The sequence below is a fragment of the Serratia sp. TSA_7 genome (assembly GCF_052692135.1).
In genome coordinates this window covers 1,015,534-1,036,131 of the sequence record NZ_JBQZFU010000001.1, presented here as the reverse complement: position 1 = coordinate 1,036,131, position 20,598 = coordinate 1,015,534, and the positions used below count along the sequence as shown (strand labels likewise).

Genomic DNA, 20,598 nt, shown 5'->3' with positions numbered 1-20,598 from the left:
CATGTACCAGGGATATCCGGATTTTCAGCAAATTATCATCAGCGGTAGCCAAAGGTTTATCGCCACCTATCAGCAAAATGATGCCTATTTCTTATACCCGGAATCCGTCAGCATTCTGGCGGCAGACCCACTGGCCTTCTCGCTGGATATTGTCCGCAGTGTCAGCACCGACAGCATTTATGGTTGGCTGAACTTCACCACCGAACTGCAGTTTGCCGGCGAGCAAAGTCTGACGGACTTCAAACAGCAATACCCGGATAAAGCGGTAAGGGTGCTGCCGGTGTTGCCCGGCAGCCTGGGGTTTGACGTGCCTATCGAGTATCACAGCGCTCTGAGCGGGCAAAGCTATGATGCCACCTGGTATTCGGCACAGTGCATCCAGTTTATTATTTTGCTGAATTCTGCCAGCACCCAACTCATTGAGAAAACGCTGCTCGATGACACCCTCGGCTTTAATGCGCGGCTGGACGGCTTTGTCGAAGGGGTATCGCCACGTCTCGCCTATGCCATCGAGTTTGATCCCCAAGCGCTGATGCTCGAGTTGGCCGCCGGGGTCAAAGGCGCACATCCCGTTGAGGGCGATCGCGTAGCCTTTGACTATGGCCTGTTGACCCAATACCTGTACCAGAATATCGCGCGGCTGCCGCTGAAAATCACCCCGCCGCTGCCGATTGACGCCCCCGAGGAAACCTTGCTTTTCAGCCAGGCGTTTCTTGATCGGCTCTGCAACCTGCTGGGTTCGCCTTACGCCGGCCCACCGGCCAGTAACGTGGCCATGATCTGCCTGAGCCTGCCGGCGCAAGGCGGCCGGGTGATCTTCAACCTGGATCGGGTAGTACTTAGCCGGCGGCCGCTTTGCTTTTTGCTGGATCCTTTTGCCGCCGCCCAGCAAATTGCCAAGGTCTCGCCCGATACCATTATCCATCGCACCACCGCCCCGCCATTACCGGCGGGCGAACTGGAGATCGACGTCTTTTACGCCTTCCCGCTTGGGTTGAAAAGTAACGTCTTTATCGACATTCAGCTCACCGTGCCGGCGGGCGATATTTACCCGCTTGAGCAGACGCAAACGCAATTACTGGTTCCCGACAGCAGTCGATTGACCTTCAGGTTCCATAACAGCGCACTGGACAAACAAGCGTTCCTCTACCAAATACGCGTTAACTACCCGAAGGATGGCGCTTATTGCACCCTGAGCAGTGAAGTGCGGTGCAGTGATAATCGCGCTCTGGTACTGGATTACGCCGCGCTGCCCTGCCATTTCCTGACCATCAGCATTGACCCGGGGTTTACCCAGCAAAGCCGGATTGGCGGCCTTTACCACTCTGCCGGCTGGCTGCAGGAGCTGGCGTTAACGGCGGCAACGCCCTATTTCAGTTGCCCGATCCTCGGTGACGATACCTATGCCGATGCGACGGCATATTCCTTGTCCGGCAGCGAGGCCGTACCGCTCCCCATGCCAATAACCCAGGACACCACCATCGGTGCCTACAGTTTCCCGCAGTTTGGTGCACAGCGAGCGCGGATCACCGCCCATCTGCCCACCGAAATGCTTAAAGCCGTGGTGACCTTTCAGCCGCAAAACGAAACCCGAACGTCGGAGCATACCTTTACCCACCAGCAGGATAGCTTCGAATATCAATGGAATGTCACCTCTATTTTTGCTGCCGGGTTTCGTTACAAAACCTCTACGGGCTCATGGTCACCCTATGTGACCGGCGATCAAACGATTGATATCAAGGGTGAAAAATAATGACTGACTTTTTGAATCCCCAACAAACGTTACAGAATTTTTTCCTGCTCGGCAGAGCCTTGGCGTTTCACGATCAAACCTTGCCATCGGAGTGTTACACCTACGGCAGCTTTACCCCGCAGGTGGTGCTGGACACCCCGGCAGGCAAAGTCAGCGCGCTGCATTTGCTGACCAGCCCCGGCGGGGGCCTGGCAACCTTTATCGCGCCAAACATGCCGGTCGATACGGCGGCGATCGAAGCCTATATCCGCCAGCATTTCATCCCGGCACCGGGGAAAATCAGCCTGGCGCAAGGCGATATTCGCCAATCGTTATTCCTGCGCTTTGTCCGCCAGCCGGAGTCAGACAGCTATAACGTCGAGTTCGAACAATCAAAAATGCCGCTGACCCACGCTGAAGCCGGCCTGCTGGACAACGCCATTCGCGGGGCCAAAAACCAGGTTTACCTGGTCACGCACAGTCAGTTCAGCGTCAGCAGCCGCGCCACCGCCAGCCTGGATGCGGATTGGGTCGCGTTTTTAACCCTGGCCTTCAACGAACAGGCGCGCCAACCGGAGGCTATCGCCCTGTTGCTCAACCAGCAGATTGACGCCGGCGTGATCACCCTGCTTGAGCAGTTTGACAATGCCCCCTCGGAACAGACCCGTCAGCTGGTAAGGGATTCGTTGGTGAAAACCGCGTCGCAACTGGTCAGCAACACGTTACGCAACATCCACTCGGTGGGTGAGATCCCCAACAAGCTCAGCTATGACGTCAGCTACAGCAACAGCGTGCCGCAACGCTATTTGCTGGCGCAGCAACAAGACATCGCTGCCCTGCTCGGCCAACTGCCCGCCGACAGCATTATCACCTTTACGCCAACGCCGTTGCCGGAACCCAGCCGACCGGACAAACCCATCGAGCACCACCAGTGCCTGGTCAGCCTGGGGTTCAACCCTAATGGTTTCAACATCATGTCTATCGAACTGCGTTGGGCGGGCCAGCAAACGCCGATGCAGTGGCCCAATTTCCCGCCGGTGACCTTAAAAACCGAAACGGCGGTCAGCGACATCACTCTCAAAGTGACGTTTTCCGACTACTCCAGCTATGAAAGCCAATTCGGCTGGCAAGACGCGGTCGCGCTCACCCCGCAAGACCTGGGCTTTTACAGCGTGCTGTTTGAAGCCGGGCACCTGAAGGACGGCTTTAAATCGATTAACGGCACGGCCACTTATGTCCCTGCCGGCCAGGTTAAAAAACAAAACTTCAGCTTCGCGTTTGCCAACCAGCAATGGCAGGCCAATTGGTGGATCAATGCCCATGCAGCCGGACTAAACGGCCGAATCGATTACCGCTGGCAAGGAAAAACCTCGTCGCTGTTCCCCAAAACCTACGACTCTGGCCCGCAGCAGGCCACCGTCAGCCCCGTCAAACTGCAATACAACAAGTGACATAAACAAGAGGAATTCCCTATGTTAACCACCGCTTTGCAGCAATCGGTCAAGATCGCCACGGATAAGTATCTGGGTATTAAGGAATATGCCTTTACCTGTTATGGCGACAGCATTGATAAGAATATTTACTATGTGGTGCCTGAGATCCCGGTGTTTGTCGCCAGGGATCCCAAAAGCCCCTATTTCATGTTCTACAAGTATCGCAGTGAAGACACCCAGGGCGGCTATGCGCAATTTACCGTCATGCTGCCGCAGCCTGATTCGGAGATGAAAGACAAGATCAGCATCGAGTTGCTCGGCGAGCTTAAAAAGCCGCTGCTCGCGAAATCCACCCTGATCGTCAAGTATGTTCAAGCCGAGCAGGCCTCGGTGGCCGATCCCGAAAATGCGACCAAAAAAGCAGCCATGGATACCGCGTTGCGCAATACCGGTTTAAATGACGATCAGGCTGCAAGATTTGTCGCGTTATATGACAGCAACCAAGGCAATGACCAATTCGTGCTTGAATTGACGCCAACAAAAATCAAGCTGGAAGTCCCGAGACTCACCTCGGCACAGGCTTCATTGATTCTGGACAGCAACGAGAAATTCTATCGCCAAATCCCTACCACGGTATCGCCATCAGGCCTGGGGGATAACAACACCGTTTTCAGCCTTTCACTCACGGGCGAAGGCGCCACCCTGTTCGAACAGGTGTTGAAAGGCACCGATACGAACTCCAGCGTAGGCATTCGCTTCGATTTCAATCTGGATGCTTCCCTGCCGGCGGCCAAAGTCACCGTCAGCTACGATAGCGAGATCACCAAATCGGTAACGCAAGATATCAGCTACCACACCTGGTCGGCCGATGAGAAAAAAATTGAACGCGAATATATCGAAAAAGGCGCGATCAAGGTCGATGTTCAGACCGGGCTCTCTTACGATGAAATGGGCATGACGCAGGAACAATACAATAAATGGAAAGAGGGGCTGGCCGCCTGGGGGCAAAAACAGGTAGAGCAGATTTTAAGTAGCCAAACCGGGTTGGACATGAGCCTCGAGTTGCTTAATGACGCCGACGGCTTTGATAAATTCAAATCCAGCCTCAGCGAAACCAAAAGTTTTACCCGCGTCTATGAGGAAAACTCGGTGGTCTCTTTCTCCATCGCCCCCCAGACCCAGCTGCCGTCTATCCAATCCATCGTCGGCGAAGCCAATCTGAAAGATTACTTTAAAGAGTACGATCTCAACGATCCTTTCTATCAGTACATTCAGCCCGAGTTTTTTGTCACTCAGGACCTGGCGAAATACAACGTGGCCAATATCGTGGTAACCGCCATCTACGACAAAGACAATCAGAGCACTCTGCAGTTTTCCCCTGGCGACAGCGAGGCGAAAAAAACCGGCAAGTGGTTTATCAAACCCGAGCTGGGCCGTGCATTTAAATATTCCTATACCGTCAACTTCACCGGTATGCAGGCCAAGCCCTACCACTCTGGCGAACTTCAGAGCGATCAGGATCTGATTATCTCCATCAACGTGGCCGAATGCGGCATCGTTTATGCCGACATTGCTACGCTGCTCGATCCTATGGGCTGGAAAGTTTTCAGCCAGGTGGTGATCAAAACGCAATATTCCGATCCGGATAAGGGCGTCAAACTCAAGACCAACAGCCAGGTAGTCAGTGAGTCGACCCCGCCTCAACCCTTTATTTACCCGATTGGCGTCGATGTGGATAAACCGATTTATTTCTCCACCGATTACTATGCCCTGGATGGTGACAGCCTGACCTATATCCCCAGCGGCGTTGAGACCAGCCCGCAGCTACCGGGCTATGGGCTGATCCGTGGCCACCAGATCCTGGTCGCCAATGCCCTGCCGAAATCGCAGAAGTACACCATTATCTTCAAACCGACCCAGAAAGAGATCTCTCTGATCACCTATGAAATGGTGGTGTATTACCCGAAATGGGACTTTACGCAATCCCAATCCCTGGCCCTGACCGAGTTTGACTCAAAGTCCCTCACCCAGTATCTGACCTTCGACCTGATGCAGGCGGATAAAGAGAATGAGGTGAAGATCCATTACGTTGCTACGGTGTATTACGGGGCTGACAATCAGGAAAAAACCGTCGAGAAGGAGGTGACAGGAACCAGCACCATCGTGGTGGTGACTTTCTGATGCGCTGAGATCCCCCAGGGCAAAGCTGCTTTGCCCTGATTCACCTTTATAAAATGGAATGGTCGCTATGAACACTCAGGTCGTAGTGCAGAACATCTGTTTTATCCGAGCCGACCCGGACAGGCCGATTTATTATTATTGCGCGGCCGCGCCGGGCATTAGCGTTATTGACGGCAACCAGCCCGCCGTCCAACTGCAGATATTCAGAAACAGCCGTCAACCGGCCACGGTTTACTATGCCATGTTGTCGCTGCAAACCCAGTTGACCAGCAGCCCCGAGGCGGCACGCAAGGCCGCAGACGCCAGCCCGGATATCCCGCGCGATGCGCTGTTATTGCCGTTACAAGCCATTGCCTGCAGCGCCACGCTGGACATTCCCGGTTTTATCGCCGGTCAAACCAGCAAAACCTCATTGAGTGAGCAACAGAACTGCTATCTGCTGGCCAAATTGCCGCCGGACGCCGATATTGCGCTGTTGGCGAGCCTGATGAACGCGCCGGCCTCCACGCCGATCGCCATCAGCTACAAAATTGACTATCTGCAACAGCTCCCCCCAGCCACCTTTGAGCTGGAAGCCCGCTGGGACCAGGTTTATCAGTTCCTGCAAGAGTCGGTCGGTTTCAACCTGTTGATTTTTTCCGTCGATATCGAAGAAACCTCGTCGCGTCTCATCAGCGAAAAAGTGGTCACTGTTAAAGTCAGGGACACGGACCCCGATGGCCACTTCAAGCAGGCCGCGGCCGAACTGACGCAGATCCTGATCAGCGAATTTTTTACCCCGGTATTTGCCGAAGTCCCGCAGCAATCCAAGCCAAAGGCCGGGTTTTATCTGCAACGGCTGTCGGTTGAGGATATTGACCAACGACGTTTAAGCGGAAAACTGACTGAAACCACGGTAGTCAAACGCTCGCTTTATCCGCAGGCCTTGTTTGCCGAACTGGTCGCCGGTACCGACTATCAAGCCGATCGGGTGATCAGCCAACACGATCTGCAGGATGATTTCTTCGCCTACCGGGAAGTCCGGATCAGTCTGCTGTCCGACGAGCTGGACGATAACATTCAACTGGTGATGGCGCGTTTTCGTTATGGGTCGAAAAGCGAGCAATTCACCTTTCGCGAAGGCGATACCAAACCGAAACTATTCAGGTCACCGAGCATTACCGATCCTAAAACCGGCAAAATGTTGTGGCCCGTCGAGTATGACTTCACCGTCTACCTCAACCAGGCGGTGGGCGGCGTAAGATCGGTCAGTTCCGGCGCGCTGCAAACCGAATTGAACGATGTCTATCTGGATATTGAGTCGCTCTACGGCCGCTATGATTTTGTCATCAAAGCCGCCAACCTGTTTGACTGGCGCTGGTACCAGTCGGTGTTGGTCACCCTGCGCTGCAGGCACATTGGAATGCCGGCATCCAGCCTGTCGAAAAGCTTTCAGATTAGCCAGACGGCGCAGCAGGACAGCTACCCGGTGATGCTGCCCAACCCCGACCAGTACTTATTTGACGTCACCAAGGAGTACAGCAGCGCCGTCAATTCTCCCCATATTTCTGCGGAGCTGAACGAACCGACCAGTCAGGATGTGTATCTTTTCTCCAGTTTGTATCACCAGCGAGTATTAACGCTGTCTGCCAGTATGGACTGGCAACAGGTGGAGTCGGTGCTGGTGTCTGCCAGCTATGCCTATTTGCCCGGCGATGAGACCCCGCCTCTGCAGCAAATTTTTCAGTTTACCGAATCCGATGACGCCCCCCAGCGATTCAGCGCCGACCAGGTCGACCCCGAACGGCTCATTGTCAATCTGGAGATCTGGTTCAGTTACCTACCGGGCCAGGGCGGGGATAAGCCCGACTATGTCCAAACCGCCACCGCTCAAGACGCTATTGATATCGCCAACCTCAATTAATTAAGGAAACGCCATGTTATTACTCAGAGCAAGAACCGCCACCATCAACAACATCACCTTCTTTGCCGATGACTCCGATGACAACCAGTTCTGGTATTTGCCCGGTGACATTCATATCGCGCAGCAAGGCGAAAAGCCCGTATTTTCACTGATCAAATACACCGGAGATGGCAGTGACCAACAAGGGGGATACATTAACTTTGAGGTGAATACCGCGATCGATGAAGCCCAGTTGGAAAGCGCCTTCAACGAATACCTGCGTAAACTGAAGGTTGATCCCAAAACCGCCCGTAAGGCCCAGGTGCCGTATGACAAAGGCACGGTCAACTTTTTTGTGCTTGATGTCGGCAGTGCCAACGGCGAGTTGATCAGCGCGCAGTGTCCCAGCCTGTTTGGCAATAACAGCGCCATCTTCAGCGCCAAACTGACGCCGGAACAGGCCGTCATCCTCGAAGCGGCGTTTAATCAGGCGCAGGCACCGGCCGCCGTGGCCTATAACCTCAGTTTTACCGGCATCACCCCGGCGTTAAAAGTCGAGGTCGAGGCCAGGTTTGAAAGCCTTTACAAAGAGTTCGATCTTAAATTTGGCGCCAATATCCCGATCCCGGTGGAAACCCCCGCCAGTTTTTGGTTGGGCTTTGACAGCGTGATCAAGAAACTGCAACAGGATCAAAAGTTGATCATCAAGGTGACCGAGAGCATGCCGAGCGAAGAGGAGGCGAAGGAAAAGGAATGGGCGCTGCAATTCGTTAAAGAGGAGATCCTGAAAAGCTTCTTCACCGCGTCGCTCAAACCCAATGACGACAGCAATACCCAGGCAAAATCGGCCAGCGACTCGATTTTGGATTCGCTGATTTCCAGCGGTAAAGACGGCGAAGAAGGCGGTAAAGGCGGTTTGTTCCCGAGCGCCTCGCTGGAAATAAAACTGGTGAGAATCGAAGAAACCAAGAGCCTGAATTTCAACTACACCTCGTCGAAGGCCCTTAGCCAGTCTGCGGTACCGCAAAACTTTATCGGCAGCGACATCCTGCGGGCAAAAAAAGAACCGCCCTACTTTATTGAAGTTAACGTCAACGATCCGTTCTTCCAAAGAATCGATTTTACCGTGCTGGGGCCGGACGGTTTTGCCGAGTACGGCATTAAAGCCGCAGCCTTCAAAATAGAGTACAACAACCAGGTTTACACCGCCGATCCTTTTGTCGCCGATGACGGCAAATGGAGCAAGGTCATCTCCCGCAGCCGCGACGGCAATGAACTGTTTCGGATCCAGAGCGAGTTTGTCTTCAGGTCTGCAGCCGTATCCGGCTGGGAGGGCAGCAGCAGCTATCAGCCGCAGACGGCATCGGCCTCAACCCTGCTGAACCTGGATCCCGGATCGGTGTTGACCTTCAACGAGATAGCCATCTTCCTCGACCGGAAATTCTCTTGGGAAAATTACAATCAGGTGATCGTCGAGCTGAATTATCTGGATGACAAGCAAAGCCATAAAACCAAGAAATACCTGTTTACCGAAGACAAAAGTGATGAACAGACCTTCAAATATCGCTGCCTGACGGAAAAACCCTGGAAGGTTGGCTATAAAATCACGTACTTCCTGGTCGGCGGCGACAGCGTCGTTCGTGACGGTACCGAGAACCCGCCCGCCATCGTTATTCCAACCGTGGCCTAGGTGACTGACGATGGTCGAACGTAACTCAGTATTGCCAGCGGCATGGAACGCCCTGGTAAACGCCCTGTGCCAGGAAGCGCCTTACCTGCGGACCACGCTGGCCCCCGAGATCGCCCGTTTCAGCCAGGCGCGTCTGGCCTCCGGTTGCCTGGCCGCCGCCTTTAATACCAGCCTGCTGGCGTATAACGGTTGCCCGCTTGAGTTCACCGTCTCCTCGGTTAAACCGCAGGCGCTTTCCTGCACGCTGGATCCTTTTTTGCCGCGTTACGCGGAAGATCGCGGGATCGCGGCTTTTTACCGGCATTGCCAACGAATCACCGCCGCTCCCCCGCACGCCAATGCTGAGGCCAGTTTTGACGCGGTCAATCGCATGCAGCGCGAAAGTACGCAGCCGCTGCGATTTGGCTCTTGGCTGGGGCGAAAATATGCGCCGGATGCCGTCAAGTTCAAAGTGTATTCCGAAGTGCCCGACGCGTCCGCATGGCCTGGCGGCGCGGCGGATTACCCGGTTGCCGGTTGCCAACAGGCAGGTTTGTCGTTGCTGATGGTCGGCTATTACCCGGAACTGCCTGCCTCACCGCGCGAATATTACTTTCAATGGCACAGCGCATTGATCACCCACGCAGATATTGCGGCTGTCATGGCCTTTTTCGGCTGCGAGGGATGGCTTGCGGCACTAACGCCCCTGCTGGATAGCGCACTGCAACACACGTTGAGTGACGAAGGCTTCCCACCCACCACCTACGGTTTTAGCCTGGCCTATGACCAAAACGGCGCACTGGAGAGTTTTACGCTGTTCACCATCGCGCCCGGTTTCTTTGGCGATAACCAGCGGGTATTTCCTGCCGTGCAAGCGCTGTCGGCACAAAGCGGCCACACCCTGCCCTTGCTGCAACGGGCGATGGCCGCGCAGGTCCCGTTGCAGTTCAACGTGGTCGGTTTTTCGGTTGATATGCAGGGCCGTCACGGCATCAGCTGTACTTTCAGCCCGCAAAACACGCAATTCGAGGTGTTGCCACTGAGAACGGCCCCCCCAGCGGTGAGTGACGTCCGCCCCAACCTGACGGCATTGCTTGAGCAGCAGTGCGCCAGCGGTGCCTTTATTTCCCATGTCAGAACGCCGGATGGCCGTTGGCATCGGGATGAAAATGCCTTCGTCACCGCCCAGGTGTTGCGAACCCTGAAGTACACCCCGCAGACCGCGCCTTATATCGAGAAGGCGCTCGATTTTTTAATCGCCTGCGAAACCCGGCCGTTCCATTTCAGCTTTTGGCCAACCGCAGCCCATCCTGCATGGATGGCGAACCAAAGCATCTGCGCAGACATTGACGACACCGCCATCATTACCGAACTGCTTTACAAGTTCGGCCGCATTTCGCTGGCGCAGCTCAGGCAGACCGTTGCGCACATGAACGCTTATCAGGTCCGCCGGGTCGATCCCCGCCTGGCGGCCGTGCAACATCAGTGGGCGGAGTGCCAAAGTTTTCATACCTGGATGAAGGACGACAATGACATCCGCCAACTGGATTGCTGCGTAAATACCAACGCACTGATCTTGCTCAATACGCTAAAGGCTGAAACCGGCGTTGTGGCACCGGCCTACCTGCGTATTCTTCAGATGCTGAACCGGGCCGTGCAGTGGTGCGGCAAGTACTACGACAGGCTTAGCACCCTGACGCCCTATTACGCTCATCCCCACGAATGGCGCGTCGCCCTGGAATACGCCAGACAGCGCGGGATCCCGCAACTCACGCCCGTGATTGACGCTTTGGCCCGCTGGCAACGGCCCGCCGACCGGTTGGAAAGCCCGCTTTACCGGCGGCATGACGGGCGCTTCCTTTGGACCTCGGCCTGCCTGAACCCATTCAGATCTCTGGCCCACACCCATCGCACTGAGGATAGCCATGAATACCTTTCTCAATGATCTGGTCACACTGAACAAAATCATTCTGGACAACGCGCGCGAACAGTTTCCAGACGCCGAGGCAAAACGGTTGCGCTATCGCGCCGCGCCGGCCACATTGGCAGAGGATCTGGCCGCAGAGGTCTGCACCGAGATCGTTTCGGGGGAAACCCGTTACCAGATCGCCACCAGTACCGACGGCACCAGTTGGAGCATGACGCTGGATTTCGCACTGAGCAGGCAGGTACCGCAAGTCCCCTATGTGGTGCTGACCTTCAGTACCTTCGGCAACGTCGACGAAATGATATTCAATAAAGTGTTGCTGACCGCCACGGAAAACCGCTACCACGCGCAGTTGGATCTGGATCGGCTGGAACAGCGCGACGCCCTGCTGCGCGCCCTGTCGGATTACGACGCGCAAACCACGCTGGTGGTGGCCATCGTCACCGATCACGGCATTCTCAACACCATTACCTCGCCTAAAATTTTCTATTTTGCCGAGAACTATTACCCTTATATTTACCAGGGCATTGTGCCGCCGCCACCGCGTCTGCAACTGATTCTCACCCCAATGCCTTACAAGGACGTGTGGTACAACTATTATCAGGACTATGTCCGCAAAAATTACCTTTACTATCTGCCGGATACCTTCCTGCTGGCCACCAATGCCGCCGACGACGACAAACCCATGCTGTCGATTTCCTTCACCGCCGCAGAACACGCGACGTCGCTGGACGATGTCAAAGTGACCTTCGATTATTTTCTCTCACCCAAGGTAAACCAGGCGCGCATCGCCGATGCCGCTGAACAGTTTGCGCAAACGCAGTTGGACGGCAAGCTGGCGCCGTTCGCCAATGCCGACACGCTGAAGCTGCAATTGGGCTTGCCCGATGGAAAAACCGAGGAGAAAAATGCGCTGATCAACCTGCAAAGCGGCATCGTAGACTCCTTCACGCTGCCCGCCCAACAGTTTGCGTTGATCTGGGATGCGTTATTTGGCCGCTCACCGCAAAACCTGTTGCTCAAGGGCTATCTGACGGTGCAATTCGTCGGCTTTAACCCGGACAACCTCCCGGTGCTGCTCGCGCTGGACGCCAAATACCAAAGCAAAGTACGGGAATTCATCAAACAGTCCGCCCCGGTAGACATCAACAAAACCGTTGAATTCAGGAGCGACAGCGGTGCTTACGATCCCTCAGGCCCGCGTCCGATCAAGCGTATTCTGGTGAATATCGACAATCAAACCGTCGAGTTGGATAAAGACCATCCCGCTCATTCGGTCAACGTGAAGATCTCGGTATTGGAACTGATCCTCAATCCGGATAAAAAGCTGGTTTATCATTATGATCTGCAAGTCTATTACGTCGACGGGGGCATGACGCCCCATTACGACAAAACCTCGAGTTTTGAAATCATTTACGTTCCGTGAACGGCGCGCCTGCGATAGACATTTCAGGTTGCCGATGGCGCAAACAGCAGGCTGCGCAGAAACAGCATGATCAATTTGCCGGAGGGATCGGCGCCGGTGCCGGTCTTCTGCAAAGCCAGCCCATGCGCCATCGCCATAAAGGCCGCCGCCAGTTCGTTTTGATCCGCCGGCGGCGCTTTGCCCACCCGTTGAAACAGTGAACCGATCACCGCGCCGATTTTGGCCTGATGCACGTCCCAGATACTTTTGTACTCCACGGCGAAGGCCGGGCTGCGTTTCGCGTGCAACTGCAGCTCAACCGACAGCATGCACCAGTCAGCCTCCAGATTCAGGGTTGCCGCCCAAGCCTCCAGCGCCGTCAACACTCGCTCCGGGGTATCGATATCACTTTGAGCCAGCGCAGTGAGTTGCGTGGCCTCCGCTTCCATATGGCGTTGTAACAGTTGCAGCAGCAAGGCCTCCTTGGAGGCAAAGTTGGAATAAAACGCCCCTTGGGAATACCCGGCCTGGCTGGCGATATCCCGGATTGAGGTACCGCCGTAACCGCCGGCGACAAACAATTGGCGTGCGGTTTCAAGCAACTGCTCACGGGTTTGCTGCTGGCTTTCTTCGCGGGTTAACCGCTTTTTTTCTGTCTTCATTTTCTTCGACTTTAGGCTGCTTTGGCGTCATAGATACGCATTTAAGATATCACTTGATATTTTAAATGCACCCCACTAGATTAAGATATCATATGAACTTTGAAACTCACTTAAGATTTTAATGATGATGAACATGAAAACGGCTTTTGTCACCGGTGCCACCGGGTTGCTCGGCAATAATCTGGTCAGAGAGTTGATTGCAAAAGGCTGCCACGTCAAAGCGCTGGTACGCTCGCTGGAAAAAGGCCGCCGGCAGTTCGGTTCCGTCGAAGGCGTTGAGTTGATTGCCGGTGATATGACCGATGTGGCCGCCTTTGCCGCGCATCTGCAAGGCTGTGACGTACTGTTTCATACCGCCGCTTATTTTCGCGACAACTACAAGGGCGGCAGCCACTGGCCCGAACTGAAAGCGATCAACGTCGACGGCACGGAGCGCCTGTTGGAACAGGCATACCGCGCAGGCATACGCCGTTTTGTTCATACCTCCTCCATTGCGGTGCTCAACGGTGAACCGGGCATGCCGATAGACGAAACCTGTCTGCGTCGTTCGGAGGATGCCGATGATTATTACCGCAGTAAAATTCTGGCTGACGAGGTGGTACTGGCGTTTCTGCAAAGCCACCCCGATATGAACGGCAGCCTGGTCCTGCCGGGTTGGATGTGGGGCCCGGCCGATCTTGGCCCCACCTCTTCCGGCCAGTTGGCCAATGACGTGATGAACGGCAAATTGCCGGGTCTGGTGCCGGGCAGTTTTTCAGTGGTTGACGCGCGAGATGTGGCATTGGCGATGATCCTGGCAGCCGAGCGCGGCCGACGCGCAGAACGTTACCTGGCCGCCGGACGGCATATGACCATGCAGCAACTGGTGCCGCTGCTGGGCAAGATAGCCGGAGTTCAAACGCCAAAGCGTACCTTGCCGTTACCGCTGCTCTATATCATCGCCGCGCTGCAGGAAGCTTACGCCCGCCTCAGCGGCAAGCCGATATTGCTCAGCCTGGCGACGGTGCGTTTGATGGTCAAAGAGGCCAACCGCTCCCATTTCAATCATGCCAAAAGCGAACGGGAACTGGGCCTGACATTCCGGCCGGTAGAACAAACCATCGGCGATACGGTGACGTGGTTGCGTAATCACGCCGCTGAAAGCTAATCGAACCGGGGGAAAGCCCTTTCCCCCGGTTTAGTTTAGTACCGCCACACCCCGAACCTGAGACAGGTGGGGGCATCCGTTGAGCGCATGGACGCGCGATACGAGCCGCCATGGACGGATTCACGGCGTGTCGGTGCTCTGCATGCTCCTCCCCTGTAGCACTCTTAGGCGCGGCTATTTAGGCGGCTTGCGCTTCCACATAACTCAGTGCAGAACGCAATTTTGCCTCGCTGAGCGCAACCGGCAGCAAATGAATCGACTCACCCTGTTGCAATGTACGTGCAATCAGGCGCTGAACCTGCTCGTCATCGTGAATATCCACCGCCAATGCGGCCAGGTTTACCGGCAGATCCAGGCGGCGGTAAAGCGCGATTAACTGCGTCACGGTTTCCCACTGCTCCAGCAAGGCACTTTGCACCAGAATGCCATAAGCCACCTTGGTGCCATGCAAGAAGGCATCGGTCTGCGGCAAGGCGGTCAGGCCGTTATGCACCGCATGCGCCGCCGCAATGCGGGTGTAACGATCCCCCAACCCGCCAACCAGGCCGCCGCCGGCGATAATCGCCTCCAGCACGTTGAGGAAAGGTGGGTTCAATTGCCCGTGCGCCAGCGCCTGCAACGCCGCTTCGCTTTCGCTGAGCAGCACGTCGCGCAGGGTCAGCGCAGTATTCAGACCCAGTTGCACGGTTAGCGGCAAACGTTCCGGTTGCGGGCTGAGCACCGCCGCTTCGTACCATTTCGCCAGCGTATCGCCAATGCCCGCCAGTAAATACGCCTTCGGCGCACGCAGGATAATTTCCGGCTCCACCAGGACCAGATGATTTGCATCGTTGAAAATTTCGTAGCGCAGCGCCTGCCCCTGATCGTTATACCAGACCGAAAGCGGCGTCCAGGCGGCGCAGGTTGCGGCAATGGTCGGGATCGCCACCACCGGCAGACCCAACCGGCGGGCCACCACTTTGGCGGTATCGAGCACCGCGCCGCCGCCAAGGCCAATCACCACCTGCCGCTCCGCCCCCGCCTGTTGCACGATGCTTTGCACCGTGCTTTCGCTGCAATGGCTGTTGAACAACACCCTGCGGGCTTCAGGCGCGTCAAACACCTCTGGTAACCAGGGTTTGGCGGCCGCCAGCGCACGCTCGCCATAAATCCACAGCGCGTTACCCAACTGCTGCGGGGAATAAAACTGCGCCAATCGGCCAATCGCACCGGGGAAAGCAAAATAGTTGGCGGGGCCGGCGACCACGCGAATGTGGGTATCACTCATGCTCAAGTCCTTATTTTGTTTGCTGTTGCCATCATAGAGACGGGAAAGCCGATGACTAATACTGTTTTGCATTAGCTTATGATTTTTCGTTCATTGTCATCCGCCCGGCCGCCGTGGAAACTGGCTGCCTCAATTCATGCCGGTAAAAAAAACCATTCCAATGGTGACGATGAATTGTCCTCCCGTTTTTTAATGATGCTTAACCACGCAGGGTAAAACTTAATGAAACTGTTCAACACCTCATTACTGGCGTTAAGCCTGTTCGCCGTGTTTCCCGCTTTCTCCGCCCCCACTGCCGCACCGGTTCCTGCGGCGATCGCCAACCATCAGGGCCCGATCCGCATTGCGGTGATCCGCAATCTGGGCTCGGACGACAATACCACGCAGTTCGTCACCGGGGCGGTGCAGGAAGGCCGCAAACTGGGGTTTCAGGTCAACACCTTTCTGACCAACGGCGACGATGCCAAATTCCAGGACTTCGTCAATCAGGCGATCAGCCAGAAATACGACGGCATTATTCTGTCGCAGGGGCGCGATCCTTACTCAACCGCTCTGCTCAAGCGCATTGCCGACAGCGGTATTGCGGTGGCGGCCTTTGATACCGCGGTTCAGGGCGAGATCCCGGGCGTTACCGTCAGCCAGCAGGACGACGCATCATTAACCGATCTCTCCTTCGGCCAACTGGTGAAAGACTTCGACGGCAAAGCCAATATCGTCAAACTCTGGGTTGCCGGTTTCCCGCCGATGGAGCGGCGCCAGGCGCAGTACCAGAAACTGCTGCGCGACCAGCCCGGCATCAAAGAGCTTGAGTCTATCGGCGCGGTGTCTTCCGACGTTCAGGGCGATACGGCCAACAAGATCGGCGCGATCCTGGCCAAGTACCCCAAAGGCAAAATCGACGCCATCTGGGGAACCTGGGACGCCTTTAGCCAGGGCGCGTACAAAGCGTTGCAGGAAAATGGCCGCACCGAAATCAAACTCTACAGCATTGATATCTCGAACCAGGATCTGGCGCTGATGCGTGCCAAGGGCAGCGCCTGGAAACTCAGCGTGGCGGTCGATCCCAAGCTGATCGGCGCCGTTAACCTGCGCCTTGTGGCCAACAAAATCGCCGGCGAGAAAACCCCGGCAACCTATGAGTTTAAAGCCGCCGCCATTCCGCAAGCGCTGCTGCTGAGCCACCCGGAAGCCACCAACGTCGCCTCGCTGGCCAAGGTGATCCCTGGTTGGGGCAAATCGGACGATTTCGTTGCGCCGTGGTTCGCCACGCTTGAAGCGCAACAGGCTAAAAAATAAGGAAGGTTCATGGCATCGCAACCGCTTCCCCAACCCGAGTACAGCCGCAACATGCGGCTGATTGGCCACAGCGACCAGGGCGGACGGCCCGATGGCGTACAGGTGATGGTTCACCGGGGCTACGCCTACATCGGCCATATGGTGTCGCAGGGGTTTTCCATCGTCGACGTGCGCGATGCGAAAAACCCGCGCGCCGTCGGCTTCGTCCCTGCGCCGCCCGGCACCTGGAACGTGCATTTGCAGGCGCATGACGATTTGCTGTTGGTGATCAACGCACGTGACCTGTTTGCCGACGCCCGTTTTGCCGACGAAAAGGTCTATTACACCCGCGCCATCAGCCAGACGGTGTCAGGCAACGACGCCCGCGGCTGGAGCGCCGGGGTACGTATTTTCGATATCTCCACGCCGGAGCGGCCACAGGAAATCGGTTTTCTGGCGCTGGAGGGCATCGGCGTGCACCGCATCTGGTATGTCGGTGGGCGATGGGCGTACGTTTCCGCCCTGATTGACGGCTACAGCGATTATATTTTTCTGACTGTCGATCTGGCGGACCCGCGCAACCCGCAAATCGCCGGGCGCTGGTGGTTGCCGGGCATGCACAGCGCCGGAGGCGAGACGCCAACCTGGTCGGAGGGCAAACGCTACGCCCTGCACCATGCCATTATCAGCGGCGACACCGCTTACGCCAGTTGGCGCGACGGCGGGCTGACGTTGTTGGATATCCGCGATCGCAACCAACCGCAGCTTATCGCCCACCGCAACTGGAGCCCGCCCTTTGGCGGCGGCACCCACACCGCGCTGCCGTTGCCGGAGCGGGATCTGCTGGTGGTGCTGGATGAGGCGGTGCTCGACAACCAGGAGGACGGCGAAAAGCTGATCTGGCTGTTTGATATCCGCGAGCCGGCCAACCCGGTAAGCATCTCCACCTTCCCGCAGCCGAATGAACGGGATTACGTCAGCAAGGGCGCGCACTTCGGGCCGCATAATCTGCATGAGAACCGCCCCGGCAGCTTTGTCAGCTCGACGCTGATTTTTGCCACCTACCAAAATGCCGGCATCCGCGCCTACGACATCAGCAACCCTTATCAGCCGAAAGAAACCGGCGCGCTGGTGCCCGCCGCACCGCGGACCATGATGGATAAACGCCCGGGCCGCCCGCAGGTGATCCAGTCCTGCGACGTGTTTGTCGACGCCCAGGGCATTATCTACAGCACGGATTACAACGGCGGTCTGTCCATTATCGAGTATCTGGGGTGAAAATTGGCCGGCGCAATGCCGGCTTTTTGTCTGTTTGGGATAGTATGAATGAACAGGCAATAGACCCCGGAACAAGGAGAAGAGATGTTTAGCCATATCACCGTAGGCGTCAGCAATCTGGACAAGGCCGCAGAATTTTACGATGCCATTTTGCTGCCGCTGGGATTAATACAACGGCCGGTAACGCCCGATGGCGGCCCTGCCGCGCGTTGTTGGATCAAACCGGGGCTGACTTTGCCGCGATTTTACGCCTACGAGCCGTATAACGGTCACCCCGCCAGCGCAGGCAATGGCAGCATGGTGGCATTCACCGCCGACAATGAGAATCAAGTGCTGGCAGCCTATGCCGCAGGCCTGGCGGCAGGCGGCAGCGCCGAGGGGGAACCCGGCGAGCGCGCGAATTACGGTAAAGGCTATTTTGGCGCTTACCTGCGCGACCCGGACGGCAACAAGATCCATATCGCCTATCGCGGGGACTTGCTGTGATGAAATGCTCGGTATACATCGCCACCAGCGTGGATGGTTTTATCGCCAGAGCCGACGGCGATATCGATTGGCTGCTGCGGCCTGAATACGCCGTATCCTTGCTCAACGGGCTGAGTTTCGAGGAATTTATTGCCGACGTCGATGCCTTGGTGATGGGGCGCAATACCTATGAAAAGGTGAGCGCTTTCCCCGAATGGCCTTATGGCGCCTTGCCGGTGATCGTTTTGTCGTCATCCGCGCTCGACATCCCGCCTCACCTGCAAAACAGCGTAAGGCGGGAGGCTGGCGCTCCTGAGTCAATCGTCGCCCGGTTAGCGAATGAAGGATACCGACATTTGTATATCGATGGCGGCAATTGCGTGCAGCGTTTCCTGCAGGCCGGCTTGATTAACGAACTGACCATTACGCGCGTTCCGCTGTTATTGGGCTCCGGCATACCGCTGTTTGGCGCCGTGGGTACAGAGCAACAGCTGCGCCTGATCGCCGCGATGCATTCCGACAACGGATTCGTGCAGGAACGTTACGCCGTCATTGCGCCGAATAGCGGACCCTAAGCGCCCGGCCGCCGAGGGCAATGCCCAATGCGGCCAGCGCCAGCAACGCCGCCGCTCCGTAGGTGAAATGCATACCCGCGGTCACGGCGGCAGCCTCGGCGACGTTGATATCTGCCGTGTTCGAGGCAAACATAAACAGTGCGCCCATGGCGGAGGCACCGGTGATCAACCCAAGGTTGCGCGACAGGTTTATCATGCCGGAAATCAGCCCGCGCCGCTCGGGGGTAGCGTCTTTAAGCAGCGCGGTATTATTGGCGACCTGAAACAACGCATAGCCAAGGGTGATCACGCAAAGCGGCGCCACGTACCCCAGAACCCCTTGCCTTATCGACATCATCGACATGGCACCGGCGCCGGTGGCCAGGATAACCAAACCCACGGCCGTCATCTTTTGCGCCCCCAGCTTGTCCACTAACCGGCCGGCCGGCACGCCGACCACCGCAGCGGTAATCGGCCCTGCCGACATCGCCAACCCCGCCTGTTCAACCGCCAACCCCAGGCCGTGCGTCAGGTAAAACGGCCCCACTACCAGCGTAGTCATCATCACCGCCATCACCAGCAGACTCATCGTTAGCCCGGCGCTCAGCCCCGGCTGACGGAACATAGCCAGGTGAATCAACGGCGATACAGTGCGGTTCTCCACCCAAACAAACAACCCGATCCCCAATGCGGCACACAGTAGCAGCAGCAGATTAAGCCAACCGAAATCGCCGCGCCCCAGCGTCATGGAGAGCGCATAGCTGGCCAGCGTCAGCCCAAGCAACAAGGTACCGGGGTAATCAAACCTGGCCCGCTCCTTTTGCGGTGCCTGAGCCGGAGTCGGCAGGTAACGGTAAGCAAGAATAAACGCCAGCAGGCCCACCGGCAGATTGATCAGAAACATCGCCCGCCAACCAAAACCAAAAATCAGCGCGCCCCCCAGCGAAGGTCCAAGCGCAGTCCCGATGGCGGACATAGTGCCGAGCAGCCCCATCGCCCGGCCGGTGCTGTCTTTACCCAGGGTCTCGCCTACCAATGCCATGGTCATTGCCATCATGACTGCCGCCCCCAGCCCCTGAGTAACCCTCGCTGCGAACAGCAGCCCGATGTTCGGTGCAACAGCGCACAGCACAGACGCAAAGGTAAACAGCGCGATGCCCGCCAGCAGCAACCGCCGCCTGCCAATCCTGTCGCCCAGACGCCCCAAAGCGATAATTGAGGTGGTGATGGCCAGCAGATAGGCGATCACCACCCACTGTACCGCCTGGAAAGAGGTGTTGAGCGCCTGTGCCAGCGTAGGCAAACCGACGTTGGCGATGCTGGTGCCCAGCGACGAGAGCAGCATCGAAAGAGAAAGACTGACGAGGATCCACCTTGGATCTGCGCCGCCGGATTTAACTGTAAACTTCATGTTGCTGCCTCCTGAAAGAACCTGTCAGCAGCCTATGTCATCGCCTGATAAGGCGGAAGGCGCAGCAAATGCAGTTTACCAGTGCATCCGACGCCATATCTGGGTTGCGATAACCTGGACTGGATATAGGCATCATATTTCCCGAAAGCAATTCTTTCCCGGATATAATTAGCGCACTATAAAACAGACTAGCAACAGAATAATAACTCAAATAAATAGAGCGACGTTGCAATTAACTGCCGGCCTTTATTTATTGACGAAAACAAAAGGGTTCTGTTAGCATTATTTTCGTATCCTCGCTCTATTTGAA

15 protein-coding genes are annotated in these 20,598 nt (G+C 56.3%); 12 read left to right on the top strand and 3 right to left on the bottom strand.

Annotated features, from left to right (window positions below; translation table 11 throughout):
* The first annotated feature begins 1 nt into the window (after position 1).
* The 7 genes from ACUTQW_RS05035 (at position 2) to ACUTQW_RS05005 (ending at position 12,250) form a co-directional block, all read left to right on the top strand.
* Complete coding sequence (locus ACUTQW_RS05035; protein WP_006325188.1) at positions 2-1,753, top strand: hypothetical protein; 1,752 nt, start codon at positions 2-4, stop codon at positions 1,751-1,753.
* On the top strand, positions 1,753-3,183 hold the full coding sequence (locus tag ACUTQW_RS05030; protein WP_198640336.1) for a hypothetical protein: 1,431 nt from the start codon (positions 1,753-1,755) through the stop codon (positions 3,181-3,183). Before ACUTQW_RS05035 ends, ACUTQW_RS05030 begins: the two co-directional genes overlap by 1 nt.
* Before the next feature lie 21 nt (positions 3,184-3,204).
* Positions 3,205-5,346 (top strand): hypothetical protein, encoded by a 2,142-nt coding sequence (locus tag ACUTQW_RS05025; protein ID WP_020439010.1) that lies wholly within the window; start codon positions 3,205-3,207, stop codon positions 5,344-5,346.
* Between the two features lie 67 nt (positions 5,347-5,413).
* Positions 5,414-7,249, top strand: a complete 1,836-nt coding sequence (locus ACUTQW_RS05020) for a hypothetical protein (RefSeq protein ID WP_006325183.1) — start codon at positions 5,414-5,416, stop codon at positions 7,247-7,249.
* A gap of 13 nt (positions 7,250-7,262) precedes the next feature.
* Entirely contained in the window at positions 7,263-8,918 is a 1,656-nt protein-coding gene (locus ACUTQW_RS05015; protein ID WP_006325182.1) for a hypothetical protein, read from the top strand.
* A gap of 10 nt (positions 8,919-8,928) precedes the next feature.
* Entirely contained in the window at positions 8,929-10,842 is a 1,914-nt protein-coding gene (locus tag ACUTQW_RS05010) for a hypothetical protein (protein ID WP_006325181.1), read from the top strand.
* Positions 10,823-12,250, top strand: coding sequence for a hypothetical protein (locus tag ACUTQW_RS05005; RefSeq protein WP_445654815.1), 1,428 nt, complete (start codon positions 10,823-10,825; stop codon positions 12,248-12,250). Before ACUTQW_RS05010 ends, ACUTQW_RS05005 begins: the two co-directional genes overlap by 20 nt.
* 23 nt (positions 12,251-12,273) lie before the next feature.
* Here the strand turns inward: ACUTQW_RS05005 and ACUTQW_RS05000 are convergent, their stop codons facing one another.
* A complete protein-coding gene (locus ACUTQW_RS05000; protein WP_064799943.1) occupies positions 12,274-12,891 on the bottom strand; it encodes a TetR/AcrR family transcriptional regulator in 618 nt (205 codons plus the stop codon).
* Positions 12,892-13,012: 121 nt separating this feature from the next.
* Here ACUTQW_RS05000 and ACUTQW_RS04995 point away from each other — a divergent pair, with 121 nt between their 5' ends.
* A complete protein-coding gene (locus ACUTQW_RS04995) occupies positions 13,013-14,038 on the top strand; it encodes an SDR family oxidoreductase (protein ID WP_321159801.1) in 1,026 nt (341 codons plus the stop codon).
* A 178-nt stretch (positions 14,039-14,216) separates the two neighbouring features.
* On the opposite strand, the gene ACUTQW_RS04990 is transcribed toward ACUTQW_RS04995, so the two are convergent.
* A complete protein-coding gene (locus ACUTQW_RS04990; protein WP_235196179.1) occupies positions 14,217-15,305 on the bottom strand; it encodes an oxidoreductase in 1,089 nt (362 codons plus the stop codon).
* A gap of 222 nt (positions 15,306-15,527) precedes the next feature.
* Here ACUTQW_RS04990 and ACUTQW_RS04985 point away from each other — a divergent pair, with 222 nt between their 5' ends.
* From ACUTQW_RS04985 to ACUTQW_RS04970, 4 genes are all read left to right on the top strand, one after another.
* On the top strand, positions 15,528-16,601 hold the full coding sequence (locus ACUTQW_RS04985; protein ID WP_004944331.1) for a sugar ABC transporter substrate-binding protein: 1,074 nt from the start codon (positions 15,528-15,530) through the stop codon (positions 16,599-16,601).
* A 9-nt stretch (positions 16,602-16,610) separates the two neighbouring features.
* The gene (locus ACUTQW_RS04980) at positions 16,611-17,858 is read left to right on the top strand and encodes an LVIVD repeat-containing protein (RefSeq protein WP_235196178.1); all 1,248 of its coding nucleotides are present in this window, start codon (positions 16,611-16,613) and stop codon (positions 17,856-17,858) included.
* A gap of 84 nt (positions 17,859-17,942) precedes the next feature.
* Positions 17,943-18,344: a VOC family protein gene (locus tag ACUTQW_RS04975; protein ID WP_006325164.1), complete on the top strand. Its 402-nt coding sequence runs from the start codon at positions 17,943-17,945 to the stop codon at positions 18,342-18,344.
* Complete coding sequence (locus ACUTQW_RS04970) at positions 18,341-18,898, top strand: dihydrofolate reductase family protein (protein WP_020439005.1); 558 nt, start codon at positions 18,341-18,343, stop codon at positions 18,896-18,898. The genes ACUTQW_RS04975 and ACUTQW_RS04970 overlap by 4 nt, the downstream gene beginning before the upstream one ends.
* On the opposite strand, the gene ACUTQW_RS04965 is transcribed toward ACUTQW_RS04970, so the two are convergent.
* Positions 18,873-20,288, bottom strand: coding sequence for an MFS transporter (locus ACUTQW_RS04965; protein ID WP_006325150.1), 1,416 nt, complete (start codon positions 20,286-20,288; stop codon positions 18,873-18,875). The two genes, ACUTQW_RS04970 and ACUTQW_RS04965, sit on opposite strands and share 26 nt — an antisense overlap.
* Positions 20,289-20,598 lie beyond the last annotated feature (310 nt).

Coding starts and splice junctions, on each gene's coding strand:
- ACUTQW_RS05035 (WP_006325188.1), top strand. CDS start 2: ATGTACCAGGGATATCCGGATTTTCAGCAAATTATCATCAGCGGTAGC.
- ACUTQW_RS05030 (WP_198640336.1), top strand. CDS start 1,753: ATGACTGACTTTTTGAATCCCCAACAAACGTTACAGAATTTTTTCCTG.
- ACUTQW_RS05025 (WP_020439010.1), top strand. CDS start 3,205: ATGTTAACCACCGCTTTGCAGCAATCGGTCAAGATCGCCACGGATAAG.
- ACUTQW_RS05020 (WP_006325183.1), top strand. CDS start 5,414: ATGAACACTCAGGTCGTAGTGCAGAACATCTGTTTTATCCGAGCCGAC.
- ACUTQW_RS05015 (WP_006325182.1), top strand. CDS start 7,263: ATGTTATTACTCAGAGCAAGAACCGCCACCATCAACAACATCACCTTC.
- ACUTQW_RS05010 (WP_006325181.1), top strand. CDS start 8,929: ATGGTCGAACGTAACTCAGTATTGCCAGCGGCATGGAACGCCCTGGTA.
- ACUTQW_RS05005 (WP_445654815.1), top strand. CDS start 10,823: ATGAATACCTTTCTCAATGATCTGGTCACACTGAACAAAATCATTCTG.
- ACUTQW_RS05000 (WP_064799943.1), bottom strand. CDS start 12,891: ATGAAGACAGAAAAAAAGCGGTTAACCCGCGAAGAAAGCCAGCAGCAA.
- ACUTQW_RS04995 (WP_321159801.1), top strand. CDS start 13,013: ATGATGATGAACATGAAAACGGCTTTTGTCACCGGTGCCACCGGGTTG.
- ACUTQW_RS04990 (WP_235196179.1), bottom strand. CDS start 15,305: ATGAGTGATACCCACATTCGCGTGGTCGCCGGCCCCGCCAACTATTTT.
- ACUTQW_RS04985 (WP_004944331.1), top strand. CDS start 15,528: ATGAAACTGTTCAACACCTCATTACTGGCGTTAAGCCTGTTCGCCGTG.
- ACUTQW_RS04980 (WP_235196178.1), top strand. CDS start 16,611: ATGGCATCGCAACCGCTTCCCCAACCCGAGTACAGCCGCAACATGCGG.
- ACUTQW_RS04975 (WP_006325164.1), top strand. CDS start 17,943: ATGTTTAGCCATATCACCGTAGGCGTCAGCAATCTGGACAAGGCCGCA.
- ACUTQW_RS04965 (WP_006325150.1), bottom strand. CDS start 20,288: ATGAAGTTTACAGTTAAATCCGGCGGCGCAGATCCAAGGTGGATCCTC.